Origin of the sequence: Marinicauda salina (genome assembly GCF_003122085.1) — a bacterium.
Taxonomy (GTDB): domain Bacteria; phylum Pseudomonadota; class Alphaproteobacteria; order Caulobacterales; family Maricaulaceae; genus Maricicauda_A; species Maricicauda_A salina.
The window spans coordinates 59345-77130 of the sequence record NZ_QEXV01000003.1 but is presented as its reverse complement, the minus strand read 5'-3'; the positions used below and the strand labels follow the sequence as shown (position 1 = coordinate 77130).

At 68.2% G+C, this 17786-nt stretch carries 21 protein-coding genes; 18 read left to right on the top strand and 3 right to left on the bottom strand.

Going from position 1 to position 17786, the window contains the following annotated elements:
* The first annotated feature begins 38 nt into the window (after window positions 1–38).
* The 4 genes from tpiA (at window position 39) to DDZ18_RS05885 (ending at window position 4061) form a co-directional block, all read left to right on the top strand.
* Window positions 39–779, top strand: coding sequence for a triose-phosphate isomerase (gene tpiA / locus DDZ18_RS05900; protein WP_109252456.1), 741 nt, complete (start codon window positions 39–41; stop codon window positions 777–779).
* A gap of 103 nt (window positions 780–882) precedes the next feature.
* Window positions 883–1887: a response regulator gene (locus DDZ18_RS05895; protein ID WP_233245728.1), complete on the top strand. Its 1005-nt coding sequence runs from the start codon at window positions 883–885 to the stop codon at window positions 1885–1887.
* Window positions 1888–1933: 46 nt separating this feature from the next.
* A complete protein-coding gene (gene secG, locus DDZ18_RS05890) occupies window positions 1934–2332 on the top strand; it encodes a preprotein translocase subunit SecG (protein ID WP_109252454.1) in 399 nt (132 codons plus the stop codon).
* A 100-nt stretch (window positions 2333–2432) separates the two neighbouring features.
* On the top strand, window positions 2433–4061 hold the full coding sequence (locus DDZ18_RS05885) for a CTP synthase (RefSeq protein WP_109252453.1): 1629 nt from the start codon (window positions 2433–2435) through the stop codon (window positions 4059–4061).
* Between the two features lie 30 nt (window positions 4062–4091).
* Here DDZ18_RS05885 and DDZ18_RS05880 read toward each other — a convergent pair whose 3' ends face one another.
* Together DDZ18_RS05880 and DDZ18_RS05875 are read right to left on the bottom strand one after the other, a co-directional pair.
* On the bottom strand, window positions 4092–4793 hold the full coding sequence (locus DDZ18_RS05880) for a CPBP family intramembrane glutamic endopeptidase (RefSeq protein WP_158272085.1): 702 nt from the start codon (window positions 4791–4793) through the stop codon (window positions 4092–4094).
* 142 nt (window positions 4794–4935) lie between these two features.
* Window positions 4936–5964 (bottom strand): AraC family transcriptional regulator, encoded by a 1029-nt coding sequence (locus tag DDZ18_RS05875; protein WP_158272084.1) that lies wholly within the window; start codon window positions 5962–5964, stop codon window positions 4936–4938.
* Window positions 5965–6112: 148 nt separating this feature from the next.
* Here DDZ18_RS05875 and DDZ18_RS05870 point away from each other — a divergent pair, with 148 nt between their 5' ends.
* The 4 genes from DDZ18_RS05870 to DDZ18_RS05855 all read left to right on the top strand — a co-directional run bounded on the left by DDZ18_RS05870 (window position 6113) and on the right by DDZ18_RS05855 (window position 9137).
* Window positions 6113–6742 (top strand): GIN domain-containing protein, encoded by a 630-nt coding sequence (locus DDZ18_RS05870; protein WP_158272083.1) that lies wholly within the window; start codon window positions 6113–6115, stop codon window positions 6740–6742.
* Between the two features lie 113 nt (window positions 6743–6855).
* Window positions 6856–7038 (top strand): 50S ribosomal protein L32, encoded by a 183-nt coding sequence (gene rpmF / locus DDZ18_RS05865; protein WP_109252449.1) that lies wholly within the window; start codon window positions 6856–6858, stop codon window positions 7036–7038.
* A 408-nt stretch (window positions 7039–7446) separates the two neighbouring features.
* A complete protein-coding gene (eno, locus tag DDZ18_RS05860; RefSeq protein ID WP_109252448.1) occupies window positions 7447–8724 on the top strand; it encodes a phosphopyruvate hydratase in 1278 nt (425 codons plus the stop codon).
* 98 nt (window positions 8725–8822) lie between these two features.
* Entirely contained in the window at window positions 8823–9137 is a 315-nt protein-coding gene (locus DDZ18_RS05855; protein WP_109253063.1) for an FtsB family cell division protein, read from the top strand.
* Here DDZ18_RS05855 and DDZ18_RS14095 read toward each other — a convergent pair.
* Window positions 9131–9397: a hypothetical protein gene (locus tag DDZ18_RS14095; RefSeq protein ID WP_233245727.1), complete on the bottom strand. Its 267-nt coding sequence runs from the start codon at window positions 9395–9397 to the stop codon at window positions 9131–9133. The genes DDZ18_RS05855 and DDZ18_RS14095 overlap by 7 nt on opposite strands.
* A 4-nt stretch (window positions 9398–9401) precedes the next feature.
* Between DDZ18_RS14095 and pdhA the strand changes: the two genes are divergently transcribed.
* From pdhA to DDZ18_RS05805, 10 genes are all read left to right on the top strand, one after another.
* Window positions 9402–10328 carry a pyruvate dehydrogenase (acetyl-transferring) E1 component subunit alpha gene (pdhA, locus tag DDZ18_RS05850; protein WP_408631536.1) on the top strand — a complete coding sequence of 309 codons (927 nt, stop codon included), beginning with the start codon at window positions 9402–9404 and terminating at the stop codon, window positions 10326–10328.
* 7 nt (window positions 10329–10335) lie between these two features.
* Window positions 10336–10725, top strand: a complete 390-nt coding sequence (locus DDZ18_RS05845) for a VOC family protein (protein ID WP_109252446.1) — start codon at window positions 10336–10338, stop codon at window positions 10723–10725.
* Window positions 10722–11135 (top strand): nuclear transport factor 2-like protein, encoded by a 414-nt coding sequence (locus tag DDZ18_RS05840; RefSeq protein ID WP_109252445.1) that lies wholly within the window; start codon window positions 10722–10724, stop codon window positions 11133–11135. Before DDZ18_RS05845 ends, DDZ18_RS05840 begins: the two co-directional genes overlap by 4 nt.
* Window positions 11135–12592 carry a pyruvate dehydrogenase complex E1 component subunit beta gene (locus DDZ18_RS05835; protein ID WP_109252444.1) on the top strand — a complete coding sequence of 486 codons (1458 nt, stop codon included), beginning with the start codon at window positions 11135–11137 and terminating at the stop codon, window positions 12590–12592. Before DDZ18_RS05840 ends, DDZ18_RS05835 begins: the two co-directional genes overlap by 1 nt.
* 11 nt (window positions 12593–12603) lie before the next feature.
* Window positions 12604–12867: a DUF5076 domain-containing protein gene (locus tag DDZ18_RS05830; protein ID WP_109252443.1), complete on the top strand. Its 264-nt coding sequence runs from the start codon at window positions 12604–12606 to the stop codon at window positions 12865–12867.
* 10 nt (window positions 12868–12877) lie between these two features.
* On the top strand, window positions 12878–13306 hold the full coding sequence (locus DDZ18_RS05825) for a hypothetical protein (protein WP_109252442.1): 429 nt from the start codon (window positions 12878–12880) through the stop codon (window positions 13304–13306).
* A 112-nt stretch (window positions 13307–13418) separates the two neighbouring features.
* Window positions 13419–13745 (top strand): hypothetical protein, encoded by a 327-nt coding sequence (locus tag DDZ18_RS05820; protein WP_109252441.1) that lies wholly within the window; start codon window positions 13419–13421, stop codon window positions 13743–13745.
* 122 nt (window positions 13746–13867) lie between these two features.
* Window positions 13868–15298: a pyridoxal phosphate-dependent decarboxylase family protein gene (locus DDZ18_RS05815; RefSeq protein WP_109252440.1), complete on the top strand. Its 1431-nt coding sequence runs from the start codon at window positions 13868–13870 to the stop codon at window positions 15296–15298.
* 30 nt (window positions 15299–15328) lie between these two features.
* Window positions 15329–16735, top strand: a complete 1407-nt coding sequence (locus DDZ18_RS05810; RefSeq protein ID WP_109252439.1) for a pyruvate dehydrogenase complex dihydrolipoamide acetyltransferase — start codon at window positions 15329–15331, stop codon at window positions 16733–16735.
* A gap of 51 nt (window positions 16736–16786) precedes the next feature.
* A complete protein-coding gene (locus DDZ18_RS05805; protein WP_146190616.1) occupies window positions 16787–17335 on the top strand; it encodes a hypothetical protein in 549 nt (182 codons plus the stop codon).
* Window positions 17336–17786 lie beyond the last annotated feature (451 nt).

Sequence of the window (17786 nt, the reverse complement as noted above, 5' to 3'; positions counted from 1 at the left end):
GTAACGCTCCCGACCCGTGAGCGGGAAGGGAGAGGGCGATGGCGCGGCGCGCGATGATCGCGGGAAACTGGAAGATGAACGGGCTCAGCGCCGACCTGGCGTGGGCCGAGACCTTCCTGGGCGCGGTCGAACCCGCAGCCGTCGAGGCGGGCGAGGTCCTGTTGTGTCCGCCCGCGACGCTCATCGCCGATTTCGCGCGACGCTTCGCCGACGCGCCCGTCGCCCTCGGCGGCCAGGATTGCGCCGCCCAGGAGTCCGGCGCGCACACCGGAGACATCTCCGCGGCGATGCTCGCCGATCTGGGCTGTACGCACGTGATCGTCGGCCATTCCGAGCGCCGCGCGGGCCACGGCGAGACCGACGCTCATGTTCACGCCAAGGCCGCCGCCGCGCTCGAGGCCGGCCTGACGCCGATCGTGTGCGTCGGGGAGACCCTCGACCAGCGCGAGGCGGGCGAAGCCGAGGCGGTCGTCGTCAACCAGCTGCGCGCGAGCGCGCCCGATGCCGCCGCCGAGCGGGTCGTGGTCGCCTACGAGCCCGTCTGGGCGATCGGGACCGGGCGGACGGCCGCGCCGGAGGACGCCCAGGCCATGCACGCGGCGATCCGCGCGGCCTGGCCGGGAGATGACGGCGACCGGCTGCGCATTCTCTATGGCGGCTCGGTCAAGCCGGCCAACGCCGCCGAGCTGCTGCGCCAGCCCGATCTGGACGGGGCGCTCGTGGGCGGCGCGAGCCTCGATCCGGAGGCCTTCGCCGCCATCGTAAACGCTGTTCGGTAATCGGATTTTCAGACTTTGACCTGAAGCTGCCGACCTTGTCTTGGAGCAGAACGCTGCGGCGACAGGGTGTCGGATGAAGGGGCTCGATTATCGGCGGGCATCGGTGGCGATTTTCGACCCGGTGCACGTCAATCTGCGCACGACGCGGTACGCCCTTCACGAGATGGGCTTCCGCGAGATGTCGTGCATGAGCTCGATGAACGAGCTCCGCAAGCGGCTCGACGAGGCCTGCCCGAACCTGCTGATCGCGGAGATGTCCCACCAGGAGGCCGAGGTCTTCGATCTGGTCCGCAGCGTGCGCGCCGGCGATGTCGGCGACAATCCCTTCATCCCGATCCTCCTGACCTCCTGGTCGCGCGATGGCGGCACGTTGAAGCAGGCGATCGGCTGCGGCGCGGACGACATCATCATCCGCCCGTTCTCGACGGCCTTCGCCGAGGAGCGCATCCGCACGCTGGTGAAGGGGCGCAAGCCGTTCATCGTCACCAGCGACTATATCGGCCCGGATCGCCGCCGCGACGCCGATCGCGAGGACGACGGCGCGCCGCCGATCGATCCGCCCAATACGCTCAAGGCGATCGTGGAGAACGATACGGAAGCGCTCGACCAGGCCAACGCCTCGATCGCCGAAGCCAAGCGCAGCGTCGACGCCGAGCGGCTGCGCCGTCTGTGCATGCGCGTGATCGTCGGCGCGGAGGTCGGCGCGCGCGAGCTGAAGGCCGGGCGGCGCCCGCAGATGGACCTCTCCGATTTCGAGCGCGCGGCGAGCGAGCTGAAGCTGCGTCTCGGCCGGGTGCGCTCGGCGGAGGCGTCGCGCATCGCCCAGGCGCTGTGCCAGACCGCGACGGAGCTGCAGGCCGAGGAGGGCTTCACCGCCGACCGGCTCGGCCGGGCCAAGGAGCTGGCCATGGCTGTCTACGCCGCCTACGCCGGCGACGAGGGCATCGAGCGGTCGAGCCAGGAGATCGAACGCACCGTCGAGGCGCTTCGCAAGCGCGTCGTGACGGCGGAGCCCGAAGATTCGTCGAAAGATGCAGCCGACGCGGACTCGACCGAACACGACGGTGGCGTCGAACCGGACGCTGGGCTAAAACGCGCCGCCAGTTGAGCGCCCGCGGTGATCGCCGGGCGCGCCCAAGTCCCGAGCGAGCCCAATGACCACCGTCCTGCTCATCATTCATCTCATTGTCGCCGCCGCGCTCGTCACGGTCGTCCTGATGCAGCGCTCCGAAGGGGGCGCGCTCGGAATCGGCGGCGGACCCGGCGGCATGATGTCCGGACGCGGCGCAGCGAGCCTGCTCACGCGCGTGACCATGATCCTGTGCGCGGTGTTTATCGGCAACTCGATCCTGCTCGCCATCGTTTCCGGCGTCGACAGCAGCGGCCGGTCGGTCTTCGACGAGGGCCGCGGGACCGAGCAGACGACGGATCTTCCCTTCGATTTCGACGGCGAAGAGCCCGGCGAGGCCGAAGCCCCCGCCGCGGAGGAGACGCCGGCCGTTCCCGACGAACCGTCGAGCGAGGAAGAATCGCCCGAGGTTCCCGGGCGCTGAGCCCCGTCGCCGCTCCGGCGCGCGAAACTCATAACTCTACACAGCTGAGCGGCGCACTGTCGCTTCCACCCGATCCGATTCTGCGCTAAGCCGTCCGCCCATGCCGCGTTATATCTTCATCACGGGCGGCGTGGTCTCCTCGCTTGGAAAAGGCCTCGCCTCAGCCGCGCTGGGCGCGCTGTTGCAGGCGCGCGGATACTCCGTGCGTCTGCGCAAGCTCGACCCGTATCTCAATGTCGACCCCGGAACGATGTCGCCGTATCAGCACGGCGAGGTCTTCGTCACCGATGACGGCGCCGAGACCGATCTCGACCTGGGCCATTACGAACGCTTCACCGGCGTGTCGGCGGCCCAGAGCGATAACATCACGACGGGCCGGCTCTACCGGAACATCCTGGAGAAGGAGCGGCGCGGCGATTATCTCGGCGCGACGGTGCAGGTGATTCCCCACGTCACCGACGCCATCAAGGAATTCGTCCTGTCGGACGCCGGCGACGTCGACTTCGTGCTGTGCGAGATCGGCGGCACGGTGGGCGACATCGAGGGGCTGCCCTTCTTCGAGGCGATCCGTCAGCTCGGCCAGGAGCTCGGCCGCGAGCAGGCCGTGTTCATGCACGTCACGCTGCTGCCCTTCATCAAGGCCGCCGGCGAGATGAAGACCAAGCCGACGCAGCACTCGGTCAAGGAGCTGCGCTCGATCGGCATCCAGCCCGACATCCTGCTGTGCCGGTGCGAGCAGCCGATCGATCCCGGCGACCGGCGCAAGATCGCGCTGTTCTGCAACGTGCCCGAGGCCGCCGTGATCGAGGGGCTGGACGCGGAGTCGCTCTACGACGTGCCGCTCGAGTACCACGCCCAGGGCCTCGACACGGTCGTGCTGGAACGCTTCGGCGTCGAGGACGCGCCCGAACCCGACCTGTCGAAGTGGAAGGCGATCTCGCACGCGGTTCACGCGCCGGACGGCGAGGTCACCGTCGCGATCGTGGGCAAGTACACGGTGCTGGTCGACGCCTACAAATCCCTGATGGAGGCGCTCGCCCACGGCGGCATCGCCAATGACGTCAAGGTCCGCATCAAGTGGCTCGACTCCGAGCAGTTCGAGCAGCCCGACGCGTTCAGCCCGCTCGAGGACGTCCACGCCATCCTGGTGCCCGGCGGCTTCGGCGAGCGCGGCGCGGAGGGCAAGATCGCCGCGGCCCGCTTCGCCCGCGAGCGGAAGATTCCGTATTTCGGCATCTGCTTCGGCATGCAGATGGCCGTCATCGAGGCGGCGCGCAATCTCGCCGGCATGGACGGCGCGGGCACGAGCGAGTTCGGCGAGGCCGATCCCCCGCTCGTGGGCCTGCTCACCGAATGGGTGAAGGACAACGAGGTCGTGCGCCGCTACGAGGGCGGCGATCTGGGCGGCACGATGCGGCTCGGGGCCTTTCCCGCCCTGCTGAGCGAAGGCTCCCGGGTCCGCGAGATCTACGACTCCGCGCAGATCTCCGAGCGTCACCGGCATCGCTACGAGGTCAATGTCGCCTATCGCGAACAGCTCGAGGACGCCGGCCTGATCTTCTCCGGGCTGTCGCCGGACGGCGTGCTGCCGGAGATCGTCGAGTATCGCGACCATCCCTGGTTCGTCGGCGTGCAGTACCATCCCGAGTACAAGTCGCGGCCCTTCGATCCCCATCCGCTGTTCGCCAGCTTCATCGCCGCGGCGGTCGAGCAGTCCCGGCTGGTCTGATCGGCTCTGCTTAACGCGGCCCTCGAGGCGCTAGATGAAGAAATGGATCAGGTTGCCGTAGAGGTGGACGGCGAACGGCAGGAGCAGACTGCCCGTCGCGACGCGCAGCCAGACAAGCACAAAGCCGCCGAACACGGTCCACAGGGTCTGGAAGTAGTTGATCACGATCTCCTCGCCGCCGGACACCGAGGTGAGGTGGCCGAAGCCGAACACGACCGCAGCCGGAATCAGCCCCCAGTTCATTTCCGCGCGCAGCAAGGTGCGCCGCGCGCCGAAGGCTTCCAGCATGAGCGCGACGATCACTCCGCGGAAGAAGAGCTCTTCCACCGGAACCGAGGCGAAGGCGTTGAACGCGACTGGCTCCAGTTCGAATTCCGGCGAGCCGAACACGTCGGCGACCGCCGTATAGGTCAGAAATCCGCAAAGCGCTAAAGACAGGCCCAGCGCCCAGGGGACGCCCGGGCCGGTGTGGCGCAGCGTCATGCCGCTGCGCCGCCAGCCATCAGGCATCGCCAGAATGATCGCGATGCTGACCGCGCCAAGAAGCACGTAATCGAACCACGGGTAGCTGAGCTGGTCGAAGACGGCGGGCTCATGGATCCACCCATAGCCGCGCGCCCACGCGCCAAGCCCGACAATGATCGCGCCGATGGAGGCGAGGAACCAGCCCGGGCGAACGGATTTGCGGAAGATAAGGCCGGAGAGAAGCAGGACGCCGAGCATGGCGCCCATTTCGATGAGCTCTGCGGTGATGTGGACTGAGGACACGGGGAGATCTCCTTGTGAATGCCGACAGCCCTGGCTGTGATGCATCGCCCGCAGGCGTGCTCCTCAAAACTGGAAAAACGCACCTCAAAAGCTTGAACATCGAATTTTATGGACGGTTTTTGCGCCGCCACTCCGAGGGCGTTTCGCCCACGGTTTCCTTGAACACCCGGTTGAAGCTGGCGAGCGAGGCGAAGCCGGCGTCGAAGGCGATGGCGGTGATGCTGTCGCTCGACCGCTGCGGATCGGCGAGCAGAGCCTTGGCGGTCTCCACCCGGCGCGCATTGAGAAAGCCACGGAAATTGCGGTGGCCGAGACCTTCATTGATGAGCTTGCGCAGCCTGTGCTCCGGCGCGCCGAGCCGCCTGGCGAGGGCGGGCAGGCTCAACGCCGGCTCAAGATGCACGCCGTCCGAGAGCGCGCTCTGAAGGCGCGCATTCAGCGCGGCGTCTATCGCTTGGGGTCCGGTCGCAGCGGGCCGGGACTCGAACCTGAACACGTCCGGCCGGCCCTGAGCGATGATGAGCATCCCGGCGAAGGCGAAGATCAGGATCGCGCCCTTCTGAGCGGTCGAGTAGGCGAGCGGAGGCGCGCCGAAACCCAGGATGTAATCGCTGGCCAGATCGGCGAGGAAGATCGCCATGATCGCGCCGGCCAGCCAGACCCGCGCCCGGCGGCGCGGCTCGACGAGGTCGATCGCCCGGTCGGCCAGCAGGCGCGCCAGAATATAGACCGCCAGCCCGGCCGCCATGATCGTCCGGCCGCCCGAGGCGAGGCCCGCGATGTCCGGCGCCAGACGCGCGACCGGTTCGAAACCGAACGGAACGAGCGCGACCCAGGCCGCCGCAAAGCCGATCTCCGCACGACCAAGCCGGAACCCGTCCACGAACAGGGCGAACACGAACCACCAGATGAAGAGCGCGGCGGTCTTGCTCAGGAACGAGAGCGGCGCGTGAAGGCCCGCCGGCAGAGCGAGATCGACGCTGGCGTGGGTCGCCAAAAACCCGATGACGCCGAGCGCCATCAGCGCATAGAAGCGCGCTGCGGGCTCGACGCGCGCATCGCGCAGCACAAGCGCGATCTGGGCGGCGAACAGCGCGATCGCTGAGATGCGGAAGAATACCTCAAGCTCGGCCATTATCGCTCCGGTCGATTCGCGCATGCTCAGGATAGCGGCGGGTCGCGCGCATTAATTCGGGTAGAATATGCGCGTCTGCATCCAGGATGCGGTTCGCGCGCATCATCGGTTCGATTGCGAACCGAACCCGAGACAGGGAGCCAGAGACATGATCACAACCCTCATCGCCGCCGCGGCGCTCGCCCAGGCGGGCGAAACCGTCGACGTCGAACCCTTCAGCGCGATCGACGCGCGCGGCGATTTTCGCATCGAGGTGACGCTCGGTCAGCCGCACGCCGTGACCATCGACGGCGATCCCGAGGAGATCGAACGCTTCGACGTCGATGTGCGCAGCGGCGAGCTGCGCATCGAGCTGGAGGAGCCCGACGAGCCGTTCTGGCGGCGCTGGTTCGGCGACATCGCCGGCTCCGACGCCGTCGTTCACGTTCGGGCGCCGGCCGTCTCCGAGCTGACTTTCGCCGCCGCCGTGGACGCCCGCGTCGAGGGGATCGACGCCGAGACATTGCGGGTGCGCGTCTCGTCGGCGGCCGACGCGCGGTTGTCGGGCCGATGCGGCGATCTCGACGCCAGCGCGTCCAGCGCCGCCGATCTGAACGCACAGGACCTCGAATGCGAACGGGTGACGGTCGACGCGCGTTCGGCCGCCAATGCGCGCGTCTTCGCCAGCGAGGCCGCCGATGCGACGGCGCGCAGCGCCGCCGACGTGATCGTCCATGGCGATCCCGCGCGTTACGACGAGCGCGAGAGCAGCGCCGGATCGGTGCGGCGAGGGCGCTGAGCCCCGCGCATCACGCCGGTTGCCACGCCGCGCGGCGGCATGTATACGCACGCGCTCACGCCGACGGCCCGCCGCCGGCGGACGGAATTCGCTCATCAGTCCGGGAGAGACCCATGGCGGTCCCGAAGAGAAAAGTCTCGCCGTCGAAGCGCAATCATCGCCGCAGCCACGACGCGCTGAAGAATCCGGCCTATGTCGAGGACAAGGACACCGGCGAGCTGCGTCGGCCGCACCATGTCGATCTGAAGACCGGCATGTATCGCGGCAAGCAGGTGCTGGAGTCGAAGGAGGACTAAGTCCTCCCGCGGCTCGCGCCGCCGTCTGGATGCATGAGCCCCGCGCCCGAGGCGCGGGGCTTTTTGCGTTGTGGCCCCCACCCCGACCCTCCCCCGCAAGCGGGGGAGGGGGAAGGGCGTCCCGCACGAATCGCAATTCTGCGGCGACGGATGTGTTTGCGGCGACGGATGTGTTTGCGGCGACGGATGCGTTTGCTGCGACGGACGTCGTTGCGCGGACGAACGCCTCGGACGCTTCCGGTCTCCCTCCCCTCGAGGGGAGGGCCGGGGCGGGGTGTCCTGCAGGCCGGAGACGACGGGGACCGAGCGGACAGGCGCGGGGCTTTTCGCGTTCGACGGGCTCGTCTATGAAGCCCGCGATTCCCGCGCGCGCCCGCGCGCCGCATCCAGCATCGCGAGGACCGCTCCATGACCGCCATCGTCGACATCGTCGCCCGCGAGATCCTGGACAGCCGGGGCAACCCGACGGTCGAGGTCGACGTGGTCCTGGAGGACGGCTCGACCGGTCGCGCCGCCGTGCCGTCGGGGGCGTCCACCGGCGCCCACGAGGCCGTCGAGAAGCGCGACGGCGGGAAACGCTATGGCGGCAAGGGCGTGCTGGAGGCGGTCAAGGCGGTCGAGACCGACATCTTCAATGCGCTCGCCGGCTTCGAGGCCGAGGACCAGCGCCGCATCGACGCGACCCTGATCGATCTCGACGGCACGGCGAACAAGGCCGATCTCGGCGCCAACGCCATGCTCGGCGTCTCGCTGGCCACGGCGAAGGCGGCCGCGCAGGCCGCGCGCCTGCCGCTCTATCGCTATGTCGGCGGCGCCAATGCGCGCATGCTGCCCGCGCCGATGATGAACATCGTCAATGGCGGCGCCCACGCCGACAACCCGATCGACTTCCAGGAATTCATGATCATGCCCGTCGGGCAGCCGAGCTTCTCCGAGGCCCTGCGCTGCGGCGCGGAGGTGTTCCACGCCCTCAAGGCGCGGCTGAAGTCGGAAGGCCGCAACACCAATGTCGGCGACGAGGGCGGCTTCGCGCCCGACTTCAAGAGCGCCGAGGAGGCCCTCGACGCCATCATGGCCGCGATCGCGGAAGCGGGCTATTCGGCCGGCGACGACGTCGTGCTCGCCCTCGACGTCGCCTCGACCGAGTTCTTCAAGGACGGGAAATACGTGCTCGAGGGCGCCGGCGAGAGCTATGACGCCGACGGGTTCGCGGAATACCTGAAGAAGCTGGTGAAGACCTATCCCATCGCGTCCATCGAGGACGGCATGGCCGAGGACGACTGGGCGGGCTGGAAGACGCTCACCGAGACGCTCGAGGGCGATTGCCAGCTCGTCGGCGACGACCTGTTCGTGACCAATCCCGACCGCCTGGCGCGCGGCATCGAGGAGGGCGCGGCGAGCGCCATCCTGGTCAAGGTCAATCAGATCGGCACGCTCACCGAGACCCTCGACGCCGTGGAGATGGCGCTGCGCTCGGGCTATGGCGCGGTGATGAGCCACCGCTCCGGCGAGACCGAGGACGCGACCATCGCCGATCTCGCCGTGGCGACGAATTGCGGGCAGATCAAGACCGGATCGCTGGCGCGCTCCGACCGCACCGCGAAGTACAACCAGCTGCTCCGCATCGAGGCCGAGCTCGGCGACATGGCGGAGTACGCCGGGCGGTCCGCGCTCGCCGCGGGTTAACGCGGCGGGAGCGATTCGCCTAACTGTTCCTTTACGATAGCCGGGCATTCTCATCCTGCACGATCCGCAGAAAAGGCGGGCGGTGGATGGAGACGGCGATGCGGAGGCTGAAGGGCTTCCTCGCCCCGGCGATCTGGGCGGTGGTGATCAGCTATCTCGGCTATCACGCGCTGCACGGCGAGCAGGGCTATCTCAATTACGTCGTCGTGAAGGGCCGCATCGCCGAGGCCGAGGCGGAGCTCGCCGCGGTGCGCGCCGAGCGCGCCGCGCTCGAGGATCGCGTCGCGCGGCTCTCGCCCTCGGGCGACGGGCTGGATCTCGACTATGTCGAGGAGCGCGCCCGCGAGGTGCTCAACTTCGCCCATCCCGACGAGATCATCGTCAAGATCGAGTCCCGCGACTCCGGCTACTGAGGCCGGCGCCCGAACGTCCCACAATTGACCGCGCCGCGCGCCGGTTCCGCTTTACCTGCGCGCGCCGGGGCTGTTAAACGCTCCCTCGTATCCGACAGGGAGCGCGATTTATTTCGCGTGTGAATAATGGCGACGAAACGCTCCGCCTCCTCTTCCTCGTCCAAGTCCTCCTCGACCTCGAAGTCCGGCGCGTCGAAGCGCGGCGCGAGCCGGTCGAAGAAGCCGTCCGTGGCGAAGGACGAGCTGCTGGCCTGGTACAAGGACATGCTCGTCATCCGGCGCTTCGAGGAGAAGGCCGGCCAGCTCTACGGCATGGGGCTGATCGCGGGCTTCTGCCATCTCTATATCGGCCAGGAGGCCGTCGTGGTCGGCGTGCAGGGCGCGCTCGAGGACGGCGACCAGGTGATCACCGGCTATCGCGATCACGGCCACATGCTGGCCACCGGCATGGATCCCAAGGGCGTGATGGCCGAGCTCACCGGCCGCGAGGGCGGCTACTCGCGCGGCAAGGGCGGCTCGATGCACATGTTCTCGCGCGAGAAGCAGTTCTTCGGCGGGCACGGCATCGTCGGCGCCTCGGTCCCGATCGGCACCGGGCTGGCCTTCGCCGACGCCTACAGGGAGAACGGCAAGGTCTGCGCGACCTATTTCGGCGACGGCGCGGCCAATCAGGGCCAGGTCTACGAGAGCTTCAACATGGCCAAGCTCTGGAACCTGCCGGTCGTCTACGTCATCGAGAACAACCAGTACGCCATGGGCACGAGCGTGAAGCGCTCCTCGGCCGAAACCCATCTCTACAAGCGCGGCGCCAGCTTCAACATTCCCGGCGACGAGGTCGACGGCATGGACATCCTCGCCGTGCACGAGGCCGCGAAGAAGGCGATCAAGCACGCCCGCGACGGCAAGGGCCCCTACATCCTCGAGATGAAGACCTATCGCTATCGCGGCCACTCGATGTCGGACCCGGCGAAGTACCGCTCCCGCGACGAGGTCAACGAGTATCGCGAGCACAACGATCCGATCGACAATGCGCGCAAGACCATTGTCGACGCCGGCTACGCTGACGAGGACGCGCTCAAGGAACTCGACAAGGAGGTCAAGGCGATCGTCAACGAGGCCGCCGAGTTCGCCAAGGAGAGCCCCGAGCCCGATCCCGACGAGCTCTACACCGACGTGCTGGTGGAGGGGTAGCGGGCCGATGAGCGGAGCCGTCGCCACGTTCGAGATCCACACCAGCGATCAGGCCGCGAGCGCCGCCTTCTATGAAGCGGCGTTCGGCTGGTCCTTCGTCGAACACGCATTCGGCGACGCGGTCTTCTGGGAGATACGCACGGGGTCCGACGCCGGAGCGAAGGGACGGATGATCAAGCGCATGGGGCCGCCCCCGGGCGAGGGCGCGCCCGTCATGGGCGCGATCATCACCGTAGACGTCGCCGACCTCGACGCCGCCATGGCGGCCGGTCTCGGCGCGGGCGGCGTGGAGGCTCTGCCGAAATTCGCGCTGCCGGGCGTGGGCTGGGTCGGCTATCTCAAGGACCCGGACGGCAATGTGGTGGGGCTTTTCCAGAAGGACGAGGGCGCGGCATGAACGGCGAGACTCGAGCCTTCCTCGCCGCCTGGCATGAGGCCGTCGCCGCGCGCGACGCCTCGCGCATGGACGCGATCATCGCCGAGGGCTGCGAACTGCATTCGCCGGTGGTGTGGAAGCCGAGCGCCGACAAGGCCTATCTGATCCACATCCTCCAGGGCGTGATCGACATCGTGGAAGGGTTCGACTACCGCCGCGAGTGGGTCGACGGCGACGAGATCATCCTCGAATTCACCGGCTCGGTGGACGGCAAGGACCTCGTCGGGATCGACCGGATCTCGCTCGATGACCAGGGCCGGATGGCCCGCCTCGAAGTCCTCATCCGGCCGATGAACACGCTGCTCGCCTTCGCCGAGCGCATGCGCGAACACGTTCTCGAATATCAGCCTTCTTCGAAGGAAAGCGCCTGATGCCCATCGAAGTGCTCATGCCCGCCCTGTCGCCCACCATGGAGGAGGGCACGCTGGCGAAATGGACGGTCAAGCCCGGCGACGAGGTGTCCTCGGGCGACGTCATCGCCGAGATCGAGACCGACAAGGCCACGATGGAGGTCGAGGCCGTCGAGGAGGGGACCGTCGGCAAGCTCCTCGTCGAGGAGGGGACCGAGGGCGTGAAGGTCAACGCCCCGATCGCGCTCCTGCTCGAAGACGGCGAGGACGAAAGCGCGCTCGAGGGCTACGAGCCCGGCGGGGAATCTGAATCGTCCTCGTCCTTCGAGACGCGCTCTTCGAGCGCTCCTCAGGATGAGGACGATAAGCAAGGCCCTCACCCTGAGGAGGCGCGTAGCGCCGTCTCGAAGGGCGAGGGCCGGGGGGAAGCCCCCGAAAAGGTCCGCCATGCGCAACCGGCCGCCTCCGACCCCGAGGTCCCCGACGACGTCGAGTGGAAGGAGACCGCCGTGCGCGACGCGCTGCGCGACGCCATGGCCGAGGAGATGCGCCGCGACGAGACGGTCTTCGTGATGGGCGAGGAGGTCGCCGAGTACGAGGGCGCCTACAAGGTCACGCGCGGCCTGCTCGACGAGTTCGGGCCCAAGCGCGTCGTCGACACCCCGATCACCGAGCACGGCTTCGCCGGGCTGGGCGTCGGCGCGGCCTTCGGCGGGCTCCGCCCCGTCGTCGAGTTCATGACCTTCAACTTCGCCATGCAGGCGATCGACCACCTGATCAATTCCGCCGCCAAGACGCTCTACATGTCCGGCGGCCAGATGGGCTGTCCGATCGTGTTCCGCGGCCCCAACGGCGCGGCGGCCCGCGTCGGCGCCCAGCACAGCCAGGACTATTCGAGCTGGTACGCCCACGTGCCGGGCCTGAAGGTGATCGCGCCCTACGACGCCGCCGACGCCAAGGGGCTTCTCAAGGCCGCCATCCGCGACCCCAACCCGGTCATATTCCTCGAGCACGAGCTCATCTACGGCGAGAGCTTCGACGTGCCCGACTGGGACGACTGGGTGCTGCCGATCGGCAAGGCGCGCGTCCGGCGCGAGGGAAGCGACGTCACCATCGTGGCGCATTCGCGCATGGTCGCCTTCGCGCTCGAGGCCGCCGAGACGCTGGCGGAAGCCGGCATAGACGCCGAGGTGATCGATCTGAGGACCCTGCGCCCGCTCGACACCGACACGGTCGTGGAGTCGGTGAAGAAGACCAATCGCATCGTCTGCGCCGAGGAAGGCTGGGGGCGCTCCGGCATCGGCGCGGAGATCGCCGCGGTCGTGACCAACGAGGCCTTCGACTATCTCGACGCCCCGCCCGCGCGCGTCCACCAGGCCGACGTGCCGCTGCCCTACGCCGCCAATCTGGAGACCTTGTCGCTACCGGGCGTTGAGGACATAATCGCCGCAGCGAAGGCGGTCTGCTACGCGGAGTAGGGGAGGCGGACATGGCGGAACACGAGGACGTCCCCTTCTTCGTCGCGTTCCGCACCGCCGAAGCCGGCATGACCGTCCATATCGACGTCGACCAGGTCGAGAACGGCGCGAGCGCCGGCATCATGCTCGCCGACTTCGCCCGCCATTTCGCATCCGCGCTCGCCCAGACCGGCAAGGCCGCCGGGCCCGACGCCGCGCTCGAGGAGATCCTCGAGCTTTTCGGCGCCGAGATCGACAACCCGACCGATACGGTCGAGGGCTCGATCCGGAACTGAGGGGCGCGACATGTGGGACAGCGTTTTCACGGACTTCGAGCAAGTCTATGAAATCGAGGAACTCTATGATGGCAGCTTCTGGTTCCTGAAAGAGGTCACGTGGATGGGTGAGCTGGGCATCCGCGTCCGACTGGAGGAGGCCGGCGAGCCGAGCGAGGGGCTTGGGCGTACTGCGACGATAGATATAAGACCCATCTTCTTCGCCATCCTAGACGAGTTCTCGCAGGATCAGATGGACCCCGGACCGCTGAAGCCTTCGGATACCTCGGCGCCCGCTATGGAGCGACTCCGGCGAGCAATTACGGGAAACTTCCGCGAAGCTTATGAGCGCCTTGACGATCTACGCGCCTACCACATCGACGCGACCACGGAATATATCCGCTTCATCTGTCAGGGCGCGCCGAAAGTCAGGATCTCCAGAGGTCCTGAAAGACCGTAGATTTCCCCCATCCCGCCCCCGCTGCACTTCATCTGACAAACCGCGTCGGCGCCGTTGCTGCATGGCGCCATGATGGCCCCGGGGTCGCGGGGCGCGACGCGAGGATGGTGTGATGGCGTGGCTCATCTTGGCCGCGGCGCTTGCCGCGCAGCCGGCCGGCGAATCCGGAGAGTTCGAGGAATTGTCGCCGGCGTTCGACACCGAGGCGGCGTGCGAGGCGATGGCGCGCCAGTACGGGACGTACCTGGAGCAGATGTATCAGGACTGCCTCACCGGCGAGGCGCGCAATCGCGAGGTCGTGCGCGTCCTGCTCGAACGCGTCGACGACGAAACCGAGCAGGCCTGCCTGGACCGGTTCGAGGAGACCGGCCGGCGGCCGTCCTATCTCGCCATGCGGGGCTGCCTCGAAAGCCATCTCGCGAACGGCGGCCACGGCTGAGCGGGATCGGTCGCCGCGCTTGAGCCGCCCGGTCCGATCGTCGAAGCTGCGCCGACGCGCCGCGATCGTTGCGGCGCGTCTTTCCCGACGACCGGACCCGCCCTCATGACCGAGACGCCATCGTGAGCGACGACGATCCCCTGCTTTCCCTGTCGCCCGAGGAGATGCGCCGGCGCGGCTACGCCGCCGTCGACCGCATCGTCGATCATCTGGCGGAGCTCGAAGACCGATCGCCCTGGCGCGAATTCGGCGGGAACTTCCCGGCGCTGACGCCGCCGCCCGCTGAGGGGCGCGAATTCGACGCGGTCGCCGCCGAACTGGACGCGGCCGTCTTCGACAACATCACCCATGTCGACCATCCGCGGTTTTTCTCCTTCGTGCCGGGTCCGGGGAATTTCATGGGCGCGTTGGGCGATCTGTACGCGTCCGGCTTCAATATCTTCGCGGGCACCTGGATGGCCTCGGCGGGTTACGCCCGCCTCGAACGCGAGCTGATCGCCTGGATCGCCGGGGCCTTCGGCTTTCCCGACGGCGCGGGCGGGCTGTTCACCTCGGGCGGATCGGCGGCCAATCTCACCGCGCTCGCCGCCGCGCGCCATGTCCGGCTCGCCGGCGATATGGCGAGCGCGGTGATCTACGCCTCCGACCAGACGCATTCGGCCGTCGAGCGCGCGCTCAGGATCCTGGGTTTTCGACCGGAGCAATACCGCAAGCTCGAGAGCGACGGCGGGTTCCGGCTCGATCCCGCCGCCCTGGAGCGCGCCGTCCACGAAGACCGCCGCGCCGGGCTGACGCCGTTCTGCGTCGTGGCCAATTCGGGAACGACCAATACCGGCGCGGTCGATCCGCTGCCCGCGCTCGCCGATCTCTGCGACGCCGAGGGTCTGTGGCTGCATGTCGACGGCGCCTACGGGGCCTGCGCGGCGTTCTGCGCGCGCGGCGCGGACGCGCTGACTGGCCTGGGCCGGGCGGACTCGATCGCCTTCGATCCCCACAAATGGCTGTTCCAGCCCTTCGAGATCGGCGGCGTGCTGGTCCGCGATCCGGCGCACCTGCGCGATGCGTTCGACGTGCGCCCGGAATATCTCCGCGACACCGCGACCATGTCGGGCGAGATCAATTTCTGCGAATTCGGCCCGCAGCTCACCCGCTCGGCGCGCGGGCTCAAGCTGTGGCTGGCCGTGCAGTGCTTCGGAACCGAGGAGATCGCGCGCGCCATCGACCGCGGTTTCGAGATGGCCGAGTTCGCGGGAGACCGCCTGGCCGGCCTGCCGGACTGGGAGGTGGTGACGCCCGCCGGGATGGGCGTGATCACCTTCCGCGCCGCGCCCGAGGGCTGGGACGGGGCGGCCTGCGACGCGCTCAACGACGCCATCGCGCGCCGCCAGCGCGCCGAGCGGGCGCCGGACGCCGTCGTCACCACGCAGCTGCGCGGCCGGGTCGTGCTGCGCCTGTGCCCGATCAATCCGCGGCTGACGCGCGACGACATCGCCGGCGCGATTGCGCGGCTGGATGAATTGAAGAAACGCGCGCGGGACGATATGAGCCCGTAACGCGCCGTTTGTTCGCGAGAGGTCGCCCCGATGCCCACCGAAATCCTGATGCCCGCCCTGTCGCCGACCATGGAGGAGGGCACGCTCGCGAAGTGGACCGTGAAGCCCGGCGACGAGGTCTCCGCGGGCGACGTCATCGCCGAGATCGAGACCGACAAGGCGACCATGGAGGTCGAGGCCGTCGACGAGGGCGTGATGGGCAAGATCCTGGTCGACGAGGGGACCGAGGGCGTGAAGGTCAATCAGCCGATCGGCCTGCTGCTCGAGGAGGGCGAGGACGAGAGCGCGCTCGAGGGCTACGAGCCCGGCGGGGGCGGTGCGCAGAAGAAGGACGAATCTGAAACCCCGGACGCTTCGAAGAAGCGATCCGGGGCCTCGGATGAGAACAAGGCCGAAAAGGCCCCGGATCGCGCCGAAGGCGCGTCCGGGGATTCAGGAAAGGCGGAGCAAGCCTCTGACCGCCCGGGCGTGCGCGCCGACGCCGCGCAGACGAAGGCGCCGGCCGCGGTCAACGGCGCGGGGAACCGCGTGAAGGCCTCGCCGCTGGCGCGCCGGCTGGCGAAGGAGGCGGGCATCGATCTCGCCGCGCTCGAGGGCTCCGGCCCGCACGGGCGCATCGTCAAGCGCGACATCGAGGAGGCGAAGGAAAAGGGCGTCCCGGCCAAGGAGGACGCGAAGGCCGCCGCCGCGCCGGAGAAAGTCGAGATCGACGAGTCCGAGCCGCTGGCGCGCCACGGCATTCCCGCCGAGCGCTACGAGATCGAGAAGGCCGACAACGTCACCAAGGTCTCCGCGCGCCGGCTCACCGAATCCTTCCGCGACGTGCCGCACTTCCCGCTCACCGTCGATATCCGGCTCGACGAGCTGCTGGCCTTTCGCAAGAAGGTCAACGAGCGCGCGCCCGAGGGCGTGAAGGTGTCGGTCAACGACGTGCTGATCCGGGCGAGCGCGACCGCGCTCAAGCAGGTCCCCAGAGCCAACGCCTCCTGGATCGAGGACGGCCGCATCGCCCTGCACAAGCACGCCGACGTCGCCGTCGCCGTGGCGATCGAGGGCGGACTGATCACGCCGGTGATCCGCGACGCCGACCGCAAGGGTCTCGTCGAGATCTCGACCGAGATGAAGGATCTCGCCGCGCGCGCCCGCGACCGCAAGCTCAAGCCCGAGGAATACCAGGGCGGCACCTTCTCGCTGTCCAATCTCGGCATGTTCGGGGTGAAGTCCTTCGCCTCGATCCTCAATCCGCCGCAGGGCATGATCCTGTCGGTCGGCGCGGGCGAGGAGCGCCCGGTCGTCGAGGACGGCGCGCTCGCCAAGGCCACCGTGATGACGGTGACGCTCACCTGCGATCATCGCGTCGTCGACGGCGCGACCGGCGCGGAATGGCTCGCCGCGTTCAAGGGCTTCGTCGAGGATCCCACGACGATGCTGATGTAGGCGAGGCGTCCGGCTTGCATTGAGGCGGGCCTTGCGGGGAGGATGAGCGCGATGCGGTATCTTGGTTTTGCGATTCTGGCCCTCGCGCTCGCGGCGTGTTCGGCCGAACCCGGCGGGTCGGGCGGCGGGAACGCCGAGCTCAGGCGCGCCTTCGGCCCTTACCTGGGAGTCTGGGAGTCGGAGGACGGTCAGATCCGGCAGGCCTTCCTCATGGTCGACGACGGCGCGGCGGTCGAGGGCTGCATGATGCTCGCCGAGGAGGACGGCGAGGGCTGGCGCGTCGTTTCCGACGGCCGCTACGTGCTCGACGAGACCGCCGACGAAACCCGCGTGACCGGCCGCTTCACCGGGGAGGGCATGGGCTTCGAGGCGATCGACATCGTCGGCTACCCGGTCGAGGGCGGCGGCTTCGACTTCACCAACACCGCGCAGACCGGCGACGGCCGGCAGATCACCTACGAGACCTGGGCCGCGCCGACCGGCGGCGCCTTCGCCTACGTCATCGAGCGCGCCGACCCGGCCGGTCAGACTCCGTGGCTCGGCGGACGCTGGATCTTCGTCGGCGGCGCCGAGGCCGACTGCAGCGGCGGGGACGGCTGACCGTCTTGCCGCAGCCGGGTCCCGGCCCCAAGCTGATCTTTCGCTATGGGGGTCTCGCAGTTGCCGATGATCAGCACCCGACCGCACCGCGCGCGAGGTTTCGCGCCATGACCGATGGCAGGGCTGAGGACTGGACGGGGATCGCCAAACAGTTCGGCCCCTTCGCTATCAAGCTATCCGATCGCATGCTCGCGCCGTCGAAATAGCTCGACGGCGGTTACAGTGGCTTGCCGACCGCCTTACTTAGGACATCCGGCGATAGCTGTACTAATCGCATCTCAAGAGGTGACCGCAACAGTCCGAGAGGTGCGATGAGGTCGCGCCCCGCTTCGACTGCCGCGCTGAGCGGATAGGATTCTTCGCTTGTTGGGTTGTCGCGTCGCAGTTGCACCGAAGAGTAAGATTTGGGAGCATCAAACCGCAGCCCAACGGGCCCCATCGCGGATCCCTC

What these genes read in the sequence shown, in the direction of transcription:
- DDZ18_RS05845 (WP_109252446.1), top strand. Translation starts at nt 10,336, where the DNA reads ATGAGCGGAGCCGTCGCCACGTTCGAGATCCACACCAGCGATCAGGCC.
- secG (WP_109252454.1), top strand. Translation starts at nt 1,934, where the DNA reads ATGACCACCGTCCTGCTCATCATTCATCTCATTGTCGCCGCCGCGCTC.
- DDZ18_RS05805 (WP_146190616.1), top strand. Translation starts at nt 16,787, where the DNA reads ATGCGGTATCTTGGTTTTGCGATTCTGGCCCTCGCGCTCGCGGCGTGT.
- pdhA (WP_408631536.1), top strand. Translation starts at nt 9,402, where the DNA reads ATGCTCGTCATCCGGCGCTTCGAGGAGAAGGCCGGCCAGCTCTACGGC.
- eno (WP_109252448.1), top strand. Translation starts at nt 7,447, where the DNA reads ATGACCGCCATCGTCGACATCGTCGCCCGCGAGATCCTGGACAGCCGG.
- DDZ18_RS05855 (WP_109253063.1), top strand. Translation starts at nt 8,823, where the DNA reads ATGCGGAGGCTGAAGGGCTTCCTCGCCCCGGCGATCTGGGCGGTGGTG.
- DDZ18_RS05810 (WP_109252439.1), top strand. Translation starts at nt 15,329, where the DNA reads ATGCCCACCGAAATCCTGATGCCCGCCCTGTCGCCGACCATGGAGGAG.
- DDZ18_RS05830 (WP_109252443.1), top strand. Translation starts at nt 12,604, where the DNA reads ATGGCGGAACACGAGGACGTCCCCTTCTTCGTCGCGTTCCGCACCGCC.
- DDZ18_RS05885 (WP_109252453.1), top strand. Translation starts at nt 2,433, where the DNA reads ATGCCGCGTTATATCTTCATCACGGGCGGCGTGGTCTCCTCGCTTGGA.
- DDZ18_RS05825 (WP_109252442.1), top strand. Translation starts at nt 12,878, where the DNA reads ATGTGGGACAGCGTTTTCACGGACTTCGAGCAAGTCTATGAAATCGAG.
- DDZ18_RS05835 (WP_109252444.1), top strand. Translation starts at nt 11,135, where the DNA reads ATGCCCATCGAAGTGCTCATGCCCGCCCTGTCGCCCACCATGGAGGAG.
- DDZ18_RS05840 (WP_109252445.1), top strand. Translation starts at nt 10,722, where the DNA reads ATGAACGGCGAGACTCGAGCCTTCCTCGCCGCCTGGCATGAGGCCGTC.
- tpiA (WP_109252456.1), top strand. Translation starts at nt 39, where the DNA reads ATGGCGCGGCGCGCGATGATCGCGGGAAACTGGAAGATGAACGGGCTC.
- DDZ18_RS05875 (WP_158272084.1), bottom strand. Translation starts at nt 5,964, where the DNA reads ATGGCCGAGCTTGAGGTATTCTTCCGCATCTCAGCGATCGCGCTGTTC.
- DDZ18_RS05820 (WP_109252441.1), top strand. Translation starts at nt 13,419, where the DNA reads ATGGCGTGGCTCATCTTGGCCGCGGCGCTTGCCGCGCAGCCGGCCGGC.
- DDZ18_RS05880 (WP_158272085.1), bottom strand. Translation starts at nt 4,793, where the DNA reads ATGGGCGCCATGCTCGGCGTCCTGCTTCTCTCCGGCCTTATCTTCCGC.
- DDZ18_RS05870 (WP_158272083.1), top strand. Translation starts at nt 6,113, where the DNA reads ATGATCACAACCCTCATCGCCGCCGCGGCGCTCGCCCAGGCGGGCGAA.
- rpmF (WP_109252449.1), top strand. Translation starts at nt 6,856, where the DNA reads ATGGCGGTCCCGAAGAGAAAAGTCTCGCCGTCGAAGCGCAATCATCGC.